Annotated in this window: 12 protein-coding genes; 6 read left to right on the top strand and 6 right to left on the bottom strand. The window is 66.8% G+C overall.

The annotated features are described in order from the left end of the window. Nucleotides 1-15: 15 nt before the first annotated feature. The gene (locus LJ754_RS10785) at nt 16-1,059 is read left to right on the top strand and encodes a HoxN/HupN/NixA family nickel/cobalt transporter (protein ID WP_227910899.1); all 1,044 of its coding nucleotides are present in this window, start codon (nt 16-18) and stop codon (nt 1,057-1,059) included. Next, nucleotides 1,056-1,985 carry an urea transporter gene (locus LJ754_RS10790; RefSeq protein WP_227926556.1) on the top strand — a complete coding sequence of 310 codons (930 nt, stop codon included), beginning with the start codon at nt 1,056-1,058 and terminating at the stop codon, nt 1,983-1,985. Before LJ754_RS10785 ends, LJ754_RS10790 begins: the two co-directional genes overlap by 4 nt. A gap of 145 nt (nt 1,986-2,130) precedes the next feature. On the opposite strand, the gene crcB is transcribed toward LJ754_RS10790, so the two are convergent. From crcB to LJ754_RS10810, 4 genes are all read right to left on the bottom strand, one after another. Continuing rightward, the gene (gene crcB, locus LJ754_RS10795; protein WP_227926557.1) at nt 2,131-2,508 is read right to left on the bottom strand and encodes a fluoride efflux transporter CrcB; all 378 of its coding nucleotides are present in this window, start codon (nt 2,506-2,508) and stop codon (nt 2,131-2,133) included. Beyond that, nucleotides 2,505-2,963, bottom strand: coding sequence for a fluoride efflux transporter FluC (locus LJ754_RS10800; protein WP_227910896.1), 459 nt, complete (start codon nt 2,961-2,963; stop codon nt 2,505-2,507). The genes crcB and LJ754_RS10800 overlap by 4 nt, the downstream gene beginning before the upstream one ends. A gap of 153 nt (nt 2,964-3,116) precedes the next feature. Then, nucleotides 3,117-6,674 (bottom strand): S41 family peptidase, encoded by a 3,558-nt coding sequence (locus LJ754_RS10805; RefSeq protein WP_227926558.1) that lies wholly within the window; start codon nt 6,672-6,674, stop codon nt 3,117-3,119. Between the two features lie 47 nt (nt 6,675-6,721). After that, a complete protein-coding gene (locus LJ754_RS10810) occupies nt 6,722-8,533 on the bottom strand; it encodes a protein kinase domain-containing protein (RefSeq protein ID WP_227926559.1) in 1,812 nt (603 codons plus the stop codon). Between the two features lie 164 nt (nt 8,534-8,697). On the opposite strand from LJ754_RS10810, the gene lipB reads away from it, so the two are divergent. The 3 genes from lipB (at nt 8,698) to LJ754_RS10825 (ending at nt 11,270) form a co-directional block, all read left to right on the top strand. Next, nucleotides 8,698-9,423 (top strand): lipoyl(octanoyl) transferase LipB, encoded by a 726-nt coding sequence (gene lipB / locus LJ754_RS10815; protein ID WP_227926560.1) that lies wholly within the window; start codon nt 8,698-8,700, stop codon nt 9,421-9,423. Next, complete coding sequence (gene lipA, locus LJ754_RS10820) at nt 9,420-10,424, top strand: lipoyl synthase (protein ID WP_227910892.1); 1,005 nt, start codon at nt 9,420-9,422, stop codon at nt 10,422-10,424. Before lipB ends, lipA begins: the two co-directional genes overlap by 4 nt. A 93-nt stretch (nt 10,425-10,517) precedes the next feature. Beyond that, a complete protein-coding gene (locus LJ754_RS10825) occupies nt 10,518-11,270 on the top strand; it encodes a DUF4191 domain-containing protein (RefSeq protein ID WP_227910891.1) in 753 nt (250 codons plus the stop codon). A 51-nt stretch (nt 11,271-11,321) separates the two neighbouring features. On the opposite strand, the gene LJ754_RS10830 is transcribed toward LJ754_RS10825, so the two are convergent. Both LJ754_RS10830 and LJ754_RS10835 read right to left on the bottom strand, forming a co-directional pair. Continuing rightward, entirely contained in the window at nt 11,322-12,419 is a 1,098-nt protein-coding gene (locus LJ754_RS10830; protein WP_227926561.1) for an NAD-dependent epimerase/dehydratase family protein, read from the bottom strand. A 37-nt stretch (nt 12,420-12,456) separates the two neighbouring features. Then, nucleotides 12,457-12,897, bottom strand: coding sequence for an RDD family protein (locus LJ754_RS10835; protein WP_227926562.1), 441 nt, complete (start codon nt 12,895-12,897; stop codon nt 12,457-12,459). Nucleotides 12,898-13,145: 248 nt separating this feature from the next. On the opposite strand from LJ754_RS10835, the gene glnA reads away from it, so the two are divergent. Beyond that, a complete protein-coding gene (gene glnA, locus LJ754_RS10840) occupies nt 13,146-14,570 on the top strand; it encodes a type I glutamate--ammonia ligase (protein WP_227910888.1) in 1,425 nt (474 codons plus the stop codon). Nucleotides 14,571-14,678 lie beyond the last annotated feature (108 nt).

Here is a 14,678-nt window from a genome sequence, read left to right on the forward strand (position 1 = left end):
GCTTTCATTCCAGTCGTGCTCCTGCACATTGCAGGCTTCGGTCTGTTCTTCGTCCTGGTCGAGCCGCTGCATCTCCAGCTCGGCTCATCCGTCTTCGGAGTGGGCATTGCCGTGGTGGCCTATGTCCTCGGCGTCAGGCACGCCTTCGACGCCGACCACATCGCTGCCATAGACAACACCACCCGCAAGCTCGTCGACCTGCGCAAGCCGGCTGCCGGCGTCGGCCTGTTCTTCTCCCTCGGCCACTCCACCATCGTGTTCCTGATGGCGGCCCTGCTGGCGCTCGGGGTCAGCTGGGCCGTGGGACTGAGCGATGACGGGAACGCCGTCCGGAACGGCCTCGGCGTGTTCGGCACGGTTATCTCCGGAGTATTCCTGCTGCTGATCGGACTCATCAACGCCGTCGCGTTTATGGGGATCCTCAAGGTCTGGCGGGCGTCGCGCGACGGAGATCTGGATGAGTTGGAGCTGGAGCGGCATCTGCAGGGCCGCGGTTTCATCAGCCGCCTGATCCGGCCCATGATGCGGTCAATCGACCGGCCGGGCAAAATGTACGCGGTCGGTTTCCTGTTCGGGCTCGGCTTCGATACCGCCAGCGAGATAGCGCTGCTCGTGCTGGCCGGAACGGGTGCGGCAACCGGGCTCCCCTGGTACGCCATCCTCTGCCTGCCGCTGATCTTCGCGGCCGGCATGAGCCTGTTCGACACGCTCGACTCGGCCGCAATGGTCAAAGCCTACGGCTGGGCGAGCGTCAACGCGATCCGCAAGCTCTATTACAACCTCACCATCACCGGCCTCTCCGTGATGATCGCCGTGATGATCGGCGGCATCGAACTGGTTGGCCTGCTGAATGAGAAGCTCGGGCTGCGCGACCCGCTCACGGGGTGGGTGGCCGGCATTGACCTGGAGAACGTGGGCTACATCGTCGTAGGAACCCTCGTGCTCGTCTGGCTCGTCTCGACGGCGTACTGGAGGTTCGGCCGGGTGGAGGAACGGTGGGCCGGACCGCGACCCGCCCAAGCGCCGCCTGACGGCGCCCCGGGAAAGGACACGACGTGAGCAGTGCAGGTGCGGCCAACCCGGATTCGGCTATCTCGGGTTCAGGCTGGCTGAAGGGGTGGGGACAGGGCCTGTCCCAGATCTTCTTCCAGAGCAACGTCTGGACGGCGCTGCTGATCTTGGCCGCCTTCGTCGTGGCCGACTGGCGCATGGCCCTGCTCGTGCTGATTGGCTGCGCGGGAAACACAGTGGCAGGGCGCCTGCTTCGGGCCGATCCCTCTTCCGTTACCGCGGGCTTGCAGGGCTTCTGCGGCGCCCTGGCCGGTGCTGCAACGTATTCGGCCATTGGCGGCCAGTGGGCGGCGTATCCGATCGCGCTCATCGGCGGTGCGCTCTGCGCCCCGGTCACGTGGCTGGTGGTCGCCCTGTTCACGAAAACGCCGCTGAGAGTCTATGGGTTGCCGTCGACGACGGCACCGTTCTGCATTGTTGCGACAGGAATACTGCTCAGCACCGAGGCGCTGCATGTGAGTTCCGGACCGTCACAAACCATCGACTCGGCTCCGCTTGCCTTCGCGCGCTCGTTACTGACGAATGTGTCTGAGGTAGTACTGATCAACAACGTGTGGTCAGGGGCCCTGATCCTGCTAGGCCTCTTCGTAGCGGGCTGGAAAGTGGGGCTCGCCGGGTTGTTGGGCAGCGTGGTGGGCAGCCTGTGCGCCTTGGCGATGGGAGAGGCCCTCACCGAGACGGCAAACGGCCTGGCCGGCTATTCCGGTGTATTGACCGCCATTGCCCTCGCCGTCGTTTTCCTGAAGAGCAACACGGTCTCATGGGTCCTGGCCGTCATCGGAACCGTGGTGACCGCGGTGGTCACGGTGTTCATGCATGACCTGAATGCTCCCACCTACACCTGGCCGTACATCCTCACCACCTGGGTGTTCCTGGTGATTGCCCACTACATTCCCGCAGCCAAACGCCCCTAGGCCGTCCCGTGCAGGGTGCCCCGGACTGGCTGTGGCCATATTGCCTTCTGTACACCTGATGCGGGTTGCGGCCCCGCCAGGCAGCATCTTCTGTACAGGAGCTGAGTATGACGGCCCACCATAAGGGCCGGATCCAGGACGGGTGCTACAGGGCAGCGCCGATCCAGAGTCCAATCGCCGCGGCCGCTACGGAGAGCACGAGCATCACCACGCCGCTGATGAAGGACGCCCCGAACCGGCCCTTTTTGATCAGCTGCACAGTCTCGTAGCTCGCCGTGCTGAAGGTGGTGTAGCCGCCGAGGAACCCGGTTCCGATCACGATGCTGAAGTCGGTAGACACAAAGTGCGCGATGGTCAGGCCGGTGAGGAAGCCCAGCACGAGGGAACCCGAGACGTTGATGATCGTCGTCGCCCACGCAAACCGCGTGTTGGAGTGGGCGCGGATAAGTCCGTCCACGACGAACCGCACCGTGGCCCCAACCCCGCCGGCAAGCGCCAGCAGCAGGAAAATTCCGGGAGTCATGTAGCGTCCTCCTGCTCATCTTTGCGGTGTTGGCCGGAGCGGTTATTGACAGCAGTCGCAATGGCGATGCCCGCCCAGGTGGCGCAGGCGCCCACCAGCACCGTGCCGAGGGCGTAGATCACCGCCGGCCAGGGTAACCCGTCGCGAAAGAGCACAGCGGTGTCAGTGGCCAGCGAACTGTAGGTGGTGAAGCCACCGCAGAAACCGGTGCCCAGCAGCAGCTTGAGGTTCGCACCGGTCGGACGCGCCTTGTCGAGACGGGTGACCGCCTCGTAGAGGTAGCCGAGCAGAAACGCACCCACCACGTTAATGATCGGGATCGCCACCGGCACCGAGCCGAGATTCGGGATCGCCAGACTTAGACCCTCGCGGCTCGCGGCACCCGCTGCTCCGCCGAGGGCAACAAGCCCTATGGGCCCCCAGCGCAAATATGAAGGGCGGATTCCGGTACTCATTCCTTGCTCCCATCTTGAGCGGTGCCAGCGACGGCTGGATGCTTGGGGAAATCGCGGGAAATGCCCATCTTTGCGAGGCTACTCCTGCGCCCCCACGCCTTCAACGCCGAAAGGGCCCGGACCGCGTTTTGAAGTCCAGACCCTTCGACGCCGTTAGTGCCGGTTGTCCTTGGCTCCGTCATTACCTGCCGCGCCTGCGGACACCGGTGCCGGAATGGACAGGCCGCCGTCATCCTGCGGCCGCTCCCCCTGCCGGCCCTGCGGCCGGGGCGGCAGCGGTGCGGGCTGGAGGACGGGATAGCCTTCCCGGGCCGGCGGCTGGTCCGTGGGCAGTTCAGTGAGCATTTCCCGCAGGATTCCCACGCCGTGCTCAAGCTGGGGATCGTCGCCTGCAACGTAGGCGTGCGGCGGGAAGGCCACCTCGATGTCCGGTTCCACGCCGCGGTTCTCCACTCCCCAGCCGACCCCGCCGGTGAACCAGTAGGCGTACCGCGGCTGGTTCACTGCGGTTCCGTCCACCAGTTTGAACCGGCCATCGATGCCGACCACACCGCCCCAGGTGCGGGTGCCGACAACCGGACCGATCCCCCGAAGTTTCGAGGTCTGGGTGATGATGTCGCCGTCGGAACCCGCGAACTCATCCGTCAGGATCACTACAGGTCCGCGTGGTGCGTGCGCCGGATAAGTGGAAGGCTGGCCGCCGCGCGGGTTTTCCCATGCCGTGACCTTCCGTCCGATCTGCTCGGCAACCAGTTGGGAAGTGTGGCCGCCGCGGTTGCGGCGGACGTCGATCACCAGCGCCTTGCGGGAGGCTTCCTCATCAAGGTCACGGTGCAGCTGGGACCAGCCGTTGGCCACCATGTCCGGGATATGCAGGTAGCCGAACTCGCCGTTGGAGGCCTCCCGGACAGTATGCCGGTTGGCGCTGACCCAGTTTTGGTAACGCAGCCTCTCTTCCGAGGCCAGCGGAACGACGGCGATGCGCCGCTGTCCGGGTGCCTCGCCGTCCGCGGACGCAGAGACGATTGTCAGCTCTACGGCGCGGCCGGCAGCACCGGCCAGCAGGGCAGCCGGTCCCTGGTCCGCCGGAACCGGAACACCGTCCACTGCGGCGATGATGTCTCCGGGGTGGACATCGGCACCCGGGGCGCTCAGCGGCGAGACCGCCTGCGGGTCGGAGGACTCGGCGGCCAGGATCCGTACCACTTCCCAGCCTCCGGCTGCCGGGCGCAGATCCGCACCCAGGAAGCCCTGGGCGCCGGAGCCGGGCTCCGCTGCAGGAGCGGGGGTGACATACGCGTGGGAGGTACCAAGTTCACCGTGCATTTCCCAGAGCAGGTCAACCAAGTCATCGTGGCTGCCGAGGTTCTGCACCAGCGGGCGGTAGCGGTCCCGGACGCCTTCCCAGTCAATTCCGGCCATGTCCGGGGCCCAGAAGAAGTCGCGTTGCAGCCGCCATGCCTCGTCAAAGGCCTGGCCCCACATCTTGACCGGGTCAATGCGTACCCGGATCCGGCCCAGGTCTACCCGGACGTTGTCTGCTGAGTCTTCCTCCACGCGGGAAGCGGTCGGGACCACGCGGAGGTTCCCCTCGTGCTGCAGCACGAGCCGCGAACCGTCAGCGCTGACTTCGTAGGTATCCAGTGCGGGTACCAGGACAGACACGTCCTTCTTGGCAAGGTCGAACCGTTCCAGCCGTGATGCCGGTTCCCTGTCTGCAGACGTAGCCCGGCCGTCACCTGTGACGCCGAAGATGTCCGTGGCCTGCCACAGGAGGGCATTCCCGGCAGTGCGGAGCTTTTCGTAGCGGCCTTGCGGCACCGGTACGGCAATGATGCGGTCGGCGATGCGTTCAGCGTCAACCCGGACTTCGGGGACCGGCTGGTTCTCCTCTTCGCTGCCGCTGGTTTCCTCTGCTGCGGGTGTTCCGCCGGACACCGCCGGACCGAACGGCGACGGCGTGCCGGCGGCCAGGGCGACCATGAAGGGCTTGGTGGAGGACGGGAAGCTCAGATCGAACCGATGTGTGTCATATACCGGGTCAAAGCTGCGTTCGGACAGGAAGGCCAGGTACTTGCCGTCTTGGGTGAAGGCCGGGTCATGATCGCTGAAGCGGCCGTCCGTGACGTCGATGATCCCCGCTTCGCTGCTGCTGCTGACAGACCGCAGCCGGATCCGGGACCGCCCGCCGCCGGCACTGGCCGGCTCCGCCCACGCGAGCCACTGCGAGTCCGGGGAGAATGCCAGGTGATCCACTGCGCCGAAATCAGAGGAGGCTACCGGGTGCAGTTCCCCGGTCCGGACGTCCAGGAGGAAGACTTCGCCGTATTCGGTGGCAACGCCCACGCTGTTGCCGTCCGGGCTGGCCGCCAGCTGGCTGACGCGGGTGGGGCGGTCAAACCCGATGCGTACCGTTCCGGCCGGCGAATCAGCATGGCCGGAATCGCCGGGCTCGGGCGTCTCACCCTGGTGATCGTCAACCGGTGAGGCGACCGGCGTGGCGGCTGCCGTGCGGCCCGTTCCCGCTGCGGAAACCGGGCGGGGCAAGACAAGCCCGCTGGCCGTGTCCGCCGCCGGCACCGATTCTGTTCCCTTGCGGCCCGCTGTCCCAGCAGCCGGAAGGTCCTCGAAAACGTTTCGAATGTAGACGGCGTCTTCGCCGTCACGGTCGCTGACGTACACCGCACGGGAATCCCCCAGCGGCCGGCCGAGCCGGGCACGCACCGAGGAGTCCGCTTCGATAACACGGGAGGGTCCGTCCCGGTGGGCGAGCCAATGCAGTGTGCCATGGGTTTCCACCACGCTCGCGTTGCCTGCGGCATCCGGCACGGCTTCGGCGAGGTGCTTGGCAGCGTCGAGCGGCCGGGGGCGCCGTGCGGTGCCTGCCGAACCAAGGACAATGTCCAGCGGCTGCGCTTCGGCATCCAGCGACGGCAGGAGCCAGATGCGGCCGGCGGATTCGAACACGATGCGGCTGCCGTCCGAGGACGCGTGCCGGACGTAGAAACCTTCAAAGTCAGTGTGGCGGCGGAGGTCCGTTCCCTGCGGCGTCACGGAGTAGAGGTTGCCGTAGCCCTCGTGGTCCGAGAGGAAGACAACGCGGCCGTCGATCCACATGGGGTCCGAAAGGTTGCCGTCCAGTTCAGGCACCAGGCGCTCGAACTCCCCGTTGCCGTCGGCATCAATCCAGAGCTTGCCTGCGGTGCCGCCGCGGTAGCGCTTCCACCAGGCCTGCTCGCGGGTGAGCATGCTGCCGATCACCAGCGGGCGTTCATCACCGACGGCGGGGCCCTCGGCCAGCGTTTCCACCGGACCGTAGGGCAGTTTGACGGGCGCCGCACCGTCCAATGGAACTTCGAAGGCCCAGCGGAGCCGGTTGTCCTCCTGCTCCACGGACGTGGTCGCGATGACCCGTCCGGCGGAATTGAACCCCTTCAGGCGCGTGCTCTGGCTGCCCCAGTAGGTCAGCTGGCGGAAGTCTCCGCCGTCGGTATTGGCCGTAACGATTTCCGGCGCGCCGCCCTGCACTGCATGCCAGGCCAGCCGGGTGCCGTCCGGGGAGAACTTGGGGCTGCGGGCCGGCAGCCCCATGGCGGACACCCGCCAGGCCCGGCCGCCGGCGACGGGAGCCATCCATACATCGTCTTCCGCCACAAAGGTGACCAGGTCGTTGTGCAGGTCTGGGTAACGAAGGTAAGCAGTTGGACTCATAGACCGATCCTATCTTTCAGCTCACGCTAGATCCGGCAGCAACCTGCCTAATCCGTGCCGAGGACCGTGCTGATCTTCCAGGTGCCGCCGCTTTGCACGAGCACCAGCACCACTTCCTGCTGCCGGGCGGATGCGTCTTCCAGGACCAAACCGTCCCTGCCCACGCGCTGGTAGGCAGAAACCTCCAACCTGACCCGCAACTGCACCGTGACCTCAGCCGGCGCGGCGGATCCGCCGGCAGCGGGGGTGTCCGGAGCCAGCACACTTGCCTGCATCTCCAGACCCCGCAGGGCCTGTCCGTCCCGGACCAGCCTGCCCACCTGTTCCTCATCTGCGGACAAAGCCGGCGATTCCGGTGCGTCCACATGGGCCAGCAGGCGCGGGTCGCCTGTACGGAACGCCCGGGCGCGCAGCTCGGCGAGCGCCGGGACCGCCTCAGCCGGATCGGCGGCAGCAGCCGTGGCCAGCAGGACCTCCACTGCCGGCGTTTGCTCCCCCTGCATCCCCTGCGCCTCTCCCCTCCCCTGCCCGGCCGCACCGTCACCCGTGTCATCGCCGGAGGCTCCGTCCGGATTGCCGTGCCCAACATCCTCTGTACGGGTTTCCGCGCCCTCGCCGCTGCCGCCGTCCGGCCGCGGTTCCAGGGGAGCATCCTTGGCCGGCCCGGCGGACCGGTTGGTTTCGGCCCGGAGAAGGTCGGGCGCTGCGAGCGCCACTCCGGCCAGCAGAAGCACTGCAGCCACCAGGACAGTGGCAGCAACGCGGACAAAGGTGCCCGCCGGCCTGCGCCGGTGCGGAGGAAGCGGCCGCCGGAACTGCCGCGTACCCCTCCCGCTGATGCGGCCCCTTCCCCTGTTCCGCTCCCCCTCCCTGTTGGGCTCCTTCTGGGGGCGCCTTCCCCGGCCCTTCTTCGTTCCGCCTGCACGGGCAGCCGAACCTGTCCGCCGGGTCAGCAGGTCCGGGCGCACCTCGGGGTGGGCGGAAGCCACCAGGTCCACCGGCAGCGGGCGGGCGCCGCGGTAGGCCCGTGCCGCCATCTCGTCTGCCCCGGGACGCACGTCCGGGTCCTCCGAGAGTCCCGCCTCCAGCAGGGCGGGCAGCTCCCGCCCCACCCCGGGAACCAGAATCGACAGCGGCGGGCGGTCCCGAACAGGCGGAGGAGGCTTGCCGGTGAGCAGGAACCAGCCCACGGCGGCGAGCGCATAAACATCGGCGGCTGCCCCGAGGGTACTTTGCCGGGAGCGCTGCCTCTGGCGGCTGCCGCCAACCTCCGGCGCTTCGAACCCCGGGGTGGCCGGCGCCGAGGTTCCCGGCTCCCCCAGCAGGCGCGCCTGGCCGAAGTCTGCAAGCTGCGGCTTGCCCTCGGCCGTGAACAGGATGTTGGCCGGAGAAACATCTCCGTGCGCTGCCCCGCGCGCATGGAGGTAGCCCAGCGCCCCGGCAATCCCGACCAGCACACTGACCGCTTCACCGGGTTGAACCGGTCCCCTGGCAGCGACCAGGGCTGCGGCGCTGCCTCCGGCGGCATACCCCACCAGCAGCCCCTCACCCTGGTCGGTCTCGGCCACCCCGTGCAGCTGGACCAGATGCGGATGCTCCATCCGGGCCAGCACGTTCACTTCCCGCCGGGCTTCAAACCCGTGGTGTCCCGCCCCGGCCGGGACCTTAAGGGCAAAGGCCGAGCCGGCGGCGTCGCGCACCAGCCAGACGGCACCGCTGCCGCCCGTTCCAAGCAGCCGGTCCACGGAGAACCCCCGTACAGCAGGAGCGGTGCGGCCGGGGGCATCGGTGCCGGCTTCCGGGGAAAAGGTCTCATGCGGCGGTACGCCTGGGCGTCCGTCATTGGGCGTGGTGTCCATGGCACCCAAGTGTTAACCTGCCCCGGACGGGCACACCGGTTATCCACAAGGTAGTCGCCCCCGGGGGCCGGGCCGGGGCCTGCCGCAGCCGCGCGGAACCCCCGCCTGCGCCGCCGTCGGGGATGTGGTCCACATTACGTCTGCGGGGGTCTAGGCTAGGCCCCATGGCTTTGGAGTTCACCCGCGTAGGTTTGGCTCCGCACTACGTGGATTATTCAGCAGGCTGGGATCTCCAGCAGCAACTGCACCGGCAGGTCCTTGAGGGTTCTTCCCCCGATACGGTCCTGCTCCTTGAGCACACCCCGGTATACACGGCGGGGCGCCGTACCGAACCGCATGAGCGCCCGTTTGACGGAACTGCCGTGATCAACGTGGACCGCGGCGGAAAACTCACCTGGCACGGCCCCGGCCAGCTGGTGGGCTATCCGATCCTGCGCCTGGCCGACCCGGCCCATGTGAAGGCATACGTAGCAGCCCTGGAGGCCGCCGTCATCGCCGTCCTGCAGGAATACGGCATTACCGGCACCCGGATCGAGGGCCGCTCGGGAGTGTGGCTGCGCGGAGACGGGCAGCCTTTCGGCACCCCGGACCGCAAAATCGCCGCCGTCGGCATCCGCGTCCACCAAGGCGTAACCATGCACGGCTTCTCCCTGAACTGCAGTAACGACCTTGCTCCGTACAGCCAGATCATTGCCTGCGGCATTACCGACGCCGGCACCACCTCCATCAGCGCCGAAACCGGCATGACCGTGTCCCCGGCCGACGTCGTTGACCGGATCGAGTCCGAGCTTGCCGCCCGTACGGCGGAACTGACCGGCACCACCCCGACAGAACTCCCCGGCCGCGGCGCCATACCTGCCGACGGCCGGCCGAAAGGAGCCCTGCTGTGACCCTCGCCCCTGAAGGACGCCGCCTGCTGCGCATCGAACAGCGCAACGCCGCCGTCCCGGTGGAACGCAAGCCCGAATGGATCAAGGCCAAAGTGAACATGGGCCCCGAATTCGTGGAGCTGAAGAAGCAGGTGAAGAAGGAAGGCCTGCACACCGTCTGCGAGGAGGCCGGGTGCCCAAACATCTTCGAGTGCTGGGAGGACCGCGAGGCCACCTTCCTCATCGGCGGGTCCGAATGCACCAGGCGCTGCGACTTCTGCCAGATCGACACCGGCAAGCCCTCCGCCCTGGACCGGATGGAACCGCTCAAGGTGGCACGCTCGGTGCAGCAGATGAACCTGCGCTACGCCACGGTGACGGGCGTGGCCCGGGATGACCTGGAAGACGAAGGCGTCTGGCTCTACGCCGAGACGATCCGCAAGATCCACGAACTCAACCCGGGCACCGGCGTCGAAATCCTCATTCCCGACTTCTCCGGCAAGGTGGAGCACATCATCGATATCTGCGAGGCGAAGCCGGAAGTCTTCGCCCACAACGTCGAAACGGTGCCGCGCCTGTTCAAGCGCATCCGGCCCGCATTCCGGTACGAGCGGTCCCTGGATGTGATCACCCAGGGCCAGAACATGGGCATGGTGACCAAGTCCAACCTCATCCTGGGCATGGGCGAGACCCGCGAAGAGGTCTCCGGTGCCTTGAAGGACCTGCGCGATGCCGGCTGCGACCTGCTCACCATCACCCAGTACCTGCGCCCCAGCGAACGCCACCTCCCGGTGGACCGCTGGGTCAAGCCGCAGGAATTCGTGGACATCAGTACCGAAGCAGAGGAACTGGGCTTCCTGGGCGTGATGAGCGGTCCGCTGGTCCGTTCCTCCTACCGCGCCGGCCGGCTGTGGGCCGGAGCAATGCGCCGCAAGGGCCGGGAACTGCCCCCGCAGCTGGCACACATCGAGGATTCCGGCACCACCCTGCAGGAAGCCTCCTCCATCCTCGCCCGCAGCTGAGGCACCCGCCCCGCATACCGTTGCACCACGGCGCGTGTCACATCCGCACGCCCTTCAATACAGCACGCCCGCATCACGTAGAATTGACTTATTATGGCCAAAAGCACTGATTCCGACGCATCCCAGACCCCCCGCAAGGGCGCCTTTTCCCGCAAGCCGAAGGGGGAAAAGAAGCCCAAGAAGCAGGGGCGCATGAAGCAGATGGTGGACATCTTCAAGATGACCCGCCGGAATGACCCGAACGTTGTATGGCTGATGCTTGGTGCCTTCTTCGGCATCATCGCCGTGGGCCTGCTGATCGGCCTGCTCATCGACAACTGGATCACACTGCTGATCATCGCCATCCCGCTTGGCCTGCTCGCCGCGGTGTTCATCCTGTCCCGGCGCGCAGAGCGGGCGGCGTTCTCGCAGATCGAAGGACAGCCCGGTGCCTCCGGTGCAGCCCTGAGTGTGCTCCGCCGCGGCTGGATCCTCGAAGAGCAGCCCGTTGCGGTCAACCCGCGCACCCAGGAAGCGGTGTTCCGCGCCATTGGCCGTCCCGGCATTGTCCTGGTTACCGAAGGCTCCCCGACCCGCGCCCGTGCACTGGCCGACGGCGAACGCCGGCGCATGAACCGCATCGCCCCCAAGGTTCCGGTCACCGTCATCCAGACCGGAAACGGGGAAGGGCAGGTCCCCCTGGCCAAGGTGGCACCCACGGCCAAGAAGCTGCCCAAGCAGTTGACCAAGCAGGAAGTCGCCGCCGTCAACCAGCGTCTCTCCGCACTGGGAACCCGGCTGCCGATCCCCAAGGGCATTGACCCCTACCGTGCCCGCCCGGACCGCAAGGCTACCCGCGGACGCTAGCCGTTCCTACCAAAAGGGCCCCTCTCGAGGGGCCCTTTTGTTGTATCCGGCCTAGGACTCGGCCTTTCCCCGTCCAGCCGTGACCGCGCCTGGGCCAGCATCAAGGCGCGCCAGCAGTTCCCGCTCTTCGTTGCCGGACAGACCGGCGCCGCGGGGCCGGTTGATGCCTTCGTTCTCTTCCCAGGCCAGTGTGTCCGCAAGGGTCTGCTCCAGGGGCCGGAGCGTCAGCCCTGCCCGGCGCGCCCGCGCATTCGAGCGGGCATTCATGCCTTGCCAGTCCTGATCTTCCAGCCACAGCGGGAGCGAGCGGGGACCGGACCATTCCCCCACACCCTGCTCACGCAGCCACTGCTGGGCGACGGCGACGGCGCTGCCCCGTTCCTCCCCGGCCGCACCGGTGCTTGCCGGTTCGTGCTCCGGCAGCAGTGTTCCGGGCCCTGCGGCCGCGGCGGCGGCGGCCAAGTGCTGCGCCAGGGGAACGGTATCCCCCACGGCGTTGAAAATCCCCGCGGTGCGTTCCCGGGCCAGGTCCACCAGCCACTGGGCGAGGTCGCGTACATCGATGAGCTGTGTGGGCTGCGCGCCGGCCTCGGGCACCAGGACCCTGCCGCCGGCGTCGGCGGGATGCGCGAAGCGCATCGGCCAGTATCCGCTGCGCCCGGAGGTGTCGCCGGGACCGCCGATCAGCCCCGCCCGCACGATCGCCCGGCGCGACGGGCCGAACCCGGACGTTACGGCCTGCTCGCAGGCCACCTTGGCCGGGCCGTAGCTCTCCATGGACTCCATGACGTCGGATGTCAGCGGTGGCAGCAGCGGTGCATCTTCGTCCTGCCCGCACTCCTTCTGGCTGGCATAGACGTTCCCGGTGGACACAAATACGTAGAAGTCCGCCGCATCGGCCAGGTCCCGCACGGCCCGCCGGACCTGCCCGGGCTGCCGGGACACGTCGATGACCGCGTCCCACTGCTGCCCTGCCGCTTCCGCCAGGCCGCCGTCGGCGTCGCGGTCAATCGACAGGAACGCGGCCCCGGACGGCGGGGCGCCGGAGATGCCGCGCGCTGCGCAGGTGACCTGATGTCCTTCCGCGGCGGCCGCCAGTGCGGTGCGGTGTCCAAGCCAGGCGGTGCCGCCGAGAATAAGGAGCTTCATGCCCCGAGCCTGCCGCAGGCAGGCGGAAAAGGAAAGCTTAGTGTTTAACCTTCACCAGGACGGTTCCCATGGCACGGTCGTGCAGTCCGCGCTGGTCGGCGTCGAAGACAACAGCCGGGAGCACCAGGCACAGCAGCAGGGTGCGGACAATGCCGGCCGGAATACCCGCAGCCCGGCCGTCCATTTTCTGCACCTGCAGGCTGAACACACGGTGGCCGATGCTGTAGCCGAGCAGGCTGACCAGGATTATTTGTTCGACGGCGAAGATGCCGAGGATCGCGAAGTCGTCACCGCCGAAAAGCCAGTAGGCGATCAGCGAAGCGATGGCCCAGTCAATGACCAACGCGCCCAGGCGCGGCCCTACACGGGCTATTGAACCCGGACCCGTCCGGGGCCGGCCAAGGCCCTTGCCCGGCCAGGTGCTCTCATCGGAGGGAGGGCCTTGCAGCCAGGAACCTATATCGCTTCTATCGACCACGGTTAAAGACTACCCGGGTGGCCGGGCCGTAAATAAACCTCCTATTATCACCGCCCCGGACAGTTGCGGATAGGGTGGAAGGGAGACCACCGACTGCGTAACGTGCCGGAAACACACGTGTCACCGCCGGGAAACCGGGTCCTTCTAAGGTCAAGGTGTTGCGCCGGACGGTCAAAGGACCGGGCGCCAGCTTTGGTCTTGCAGCCCGAGGTCCTCCATCCAAACAGTTGTATAGGAGCACAGAAACGATGTTCAAGAACGCGGACGAAGTCCTCAAGTTCATCGCTGACGAGCAAGTGAAGTTCGTCGACATCCGATTCACCGACGTTCCCGGAGTGCAGCAGCACTTCAACGTGCCGGCCAAAACCGTAGATGCCGATTTCTTCGTCAACGGTCAGCTGTTCGACGGCTCATCCATCCGTGGCTTCCAGGGCATCGCCGAATCCGACATGCAGCTCATCCCCGACGTCACCACGGCGTTCCTGGATCCGTTCCGCATCGAGAAGACGCTGGCCCTGAACTTCTCCATCGTGAACCCGCGCACCGGCGAGCCGTACCACCGCGATCCGCGCGGTGTTGCCGAGCGTGCCGAGGCCTACCTCGCGTCCACCGGCATCGCCGACACTGCGTTCTTCGGCTCCGAGGCCGAGTTCTACATCTTCGACAACGTGCAGTACGAATCCGCCCCCAAGGGCAGCTTCTACAAGGTGGATTCCATCGAGGCACCGTGGAACAGCGGCCGCGAGGAAGACGGCGGCAACCTGGGCAACAAGACCCCGTACAAGGGCGGCTACTTCCCGGTGGCCCCGGTTGATAAGCAGGCCGACCTGCGCGACGCCATCAGCGTCGAGCTGGACAACGTGGGCCTCGCCGTCGAACGCGCCCACCACGAGGTCGGCGGCGCCGGCCAGGCCGAAATCAACTACAAGTTCACCACGCTGACGCACGCCGCTGACGACCTGCAGAAGTTCAAGTACATCGTCAAGAACGTCGCCGACGCCTGGGGCAAGTCCGCCACCTTTATGCCGAAGCCGATTTTCGGTGACAACGGTTCGGGCATGCACTGCCACCAGTCGCTGTGGAACGGCGGCGAGCCGCTGTTCTACGACGAGAAGGGCTACGCCGGCCTTTCGGACCTGGCCCGCTGGTACATCGGCGGCCTGCTCAAGCACGCTTCGGCTGTGCTGGCCTTCACCAACCCGACGGTCAACTCCTACCGCCGCCTGGTCAAGGGCTTCGAAGCCCCGGTGAACATGGTCTACTCGCAGGGCAACCGCTCCGCTGCCATCCGCATCCCGATCACCGGTTCCAACCCGAAGGCCAAGCGCCTCGAGTTCCGCGCACCGGATCCCTCCTCCAACCCGTACCTGGCTTTCTCGGCCCAGCTGATGGCAGGCCTGGACGGCATCAAGAACCGCATTGAGCCGGCGGACCCGATTGACAAGGACCTCTACGAGCTGCCGCCCGAAGAGGCCAAGCACATCCAGAAGGCTCCGGGTTCGCTCGAAGAGGCACTGGTGGCCCTGGAGAACGACAACGAGTTCCTGCAGGCCGGCGGCGTGTTCACCCAGGACATGATCGACAGCTGGATCGAGTACAAGCGTGAATACGAGATCCTGCCCCTGGCCATGCGTCCGAACCCGTTCGAGTTCGAGCTCTACTACGGCGTCTAGCTGGAATCCGCGGCTAAACGGGGTTTAGTCCGCAAGGAGTCCGCACGAGCGGCCAGCACTTCGGTGAGGGCTGCACGTGCGGACTCTTCTTTATCCGGGAACATTTGC

The organism is Arthrobacter sp. zg-Y40, assembly GCF_020731535.1.
GTDB lineage: Bacteria > Actinomycetota > Actinomycetes > Actinomycetales > Micrococcaceae > Arthrobacter_B.

What these genes read in the sequence shown, in the direction of transcription:
- crcB (WP_227926557.1), bottom strand. Translation starts at nt 2,508, where the DNA reads ATGACTCCCGGAATTTTCCTGCTGCTGGCGCTTGCCGGCGGGGTTGGG.
- LJ754_RS10800 (WP_227910896.1), bottom strand. Translation starts at nt 2,963, where the DNA reads ATGAGTACCGGAATCCGCCCTTCATATTTGCGCTGGGGGCCCATAGGG.
- LJ754_RS10805 (WP_227926558.1), bottom strand. Translation starts at nt 6,674, where the DNA reads ATGAGTCCAACTGCTTACCTTCGTTACCCAGACCTGCACAACGACCTG.
- LJ754_RS10810 (WP_227926559.1), bottom strand. Translation starts at nt 8,533, where the DNA reads ATGGACACCACGCCCAATGACGGACGCCCAGGCGTACCGCCGCATGAG.
- lipB (WP_227926560.1), top strand. Translation starts at nt 8,698, where the DNA reads ATGGCTTTGGAGTTCACCCGCGTAGGTTTGGCTCCGCACTACGTGGAT.
- LJ754_RS10825 (WP_227910891.1), top strand. Translation starts at nt 10,518, where the DNA reads ATGGCCAAAAGCACTGATTCCGACGCATCCCAGACCCCCCGCAAGGGC.
- LJ754_RS10830 (WP_227926561.1), bottom strand. Translation starts at nt 12,419, where the DNA reads ATGAAGCTCCTTATTCTCGGCGGCACCGCCTGGCTTGGACACCGCACC.
- glnA (WP_227910888.1), top strand. Translation starts at nt 13,146, where the DNA reads ATGTTCAAGAACGCGGACGAAGTCCTCAAGTTCATCGCTGACGAGCAA.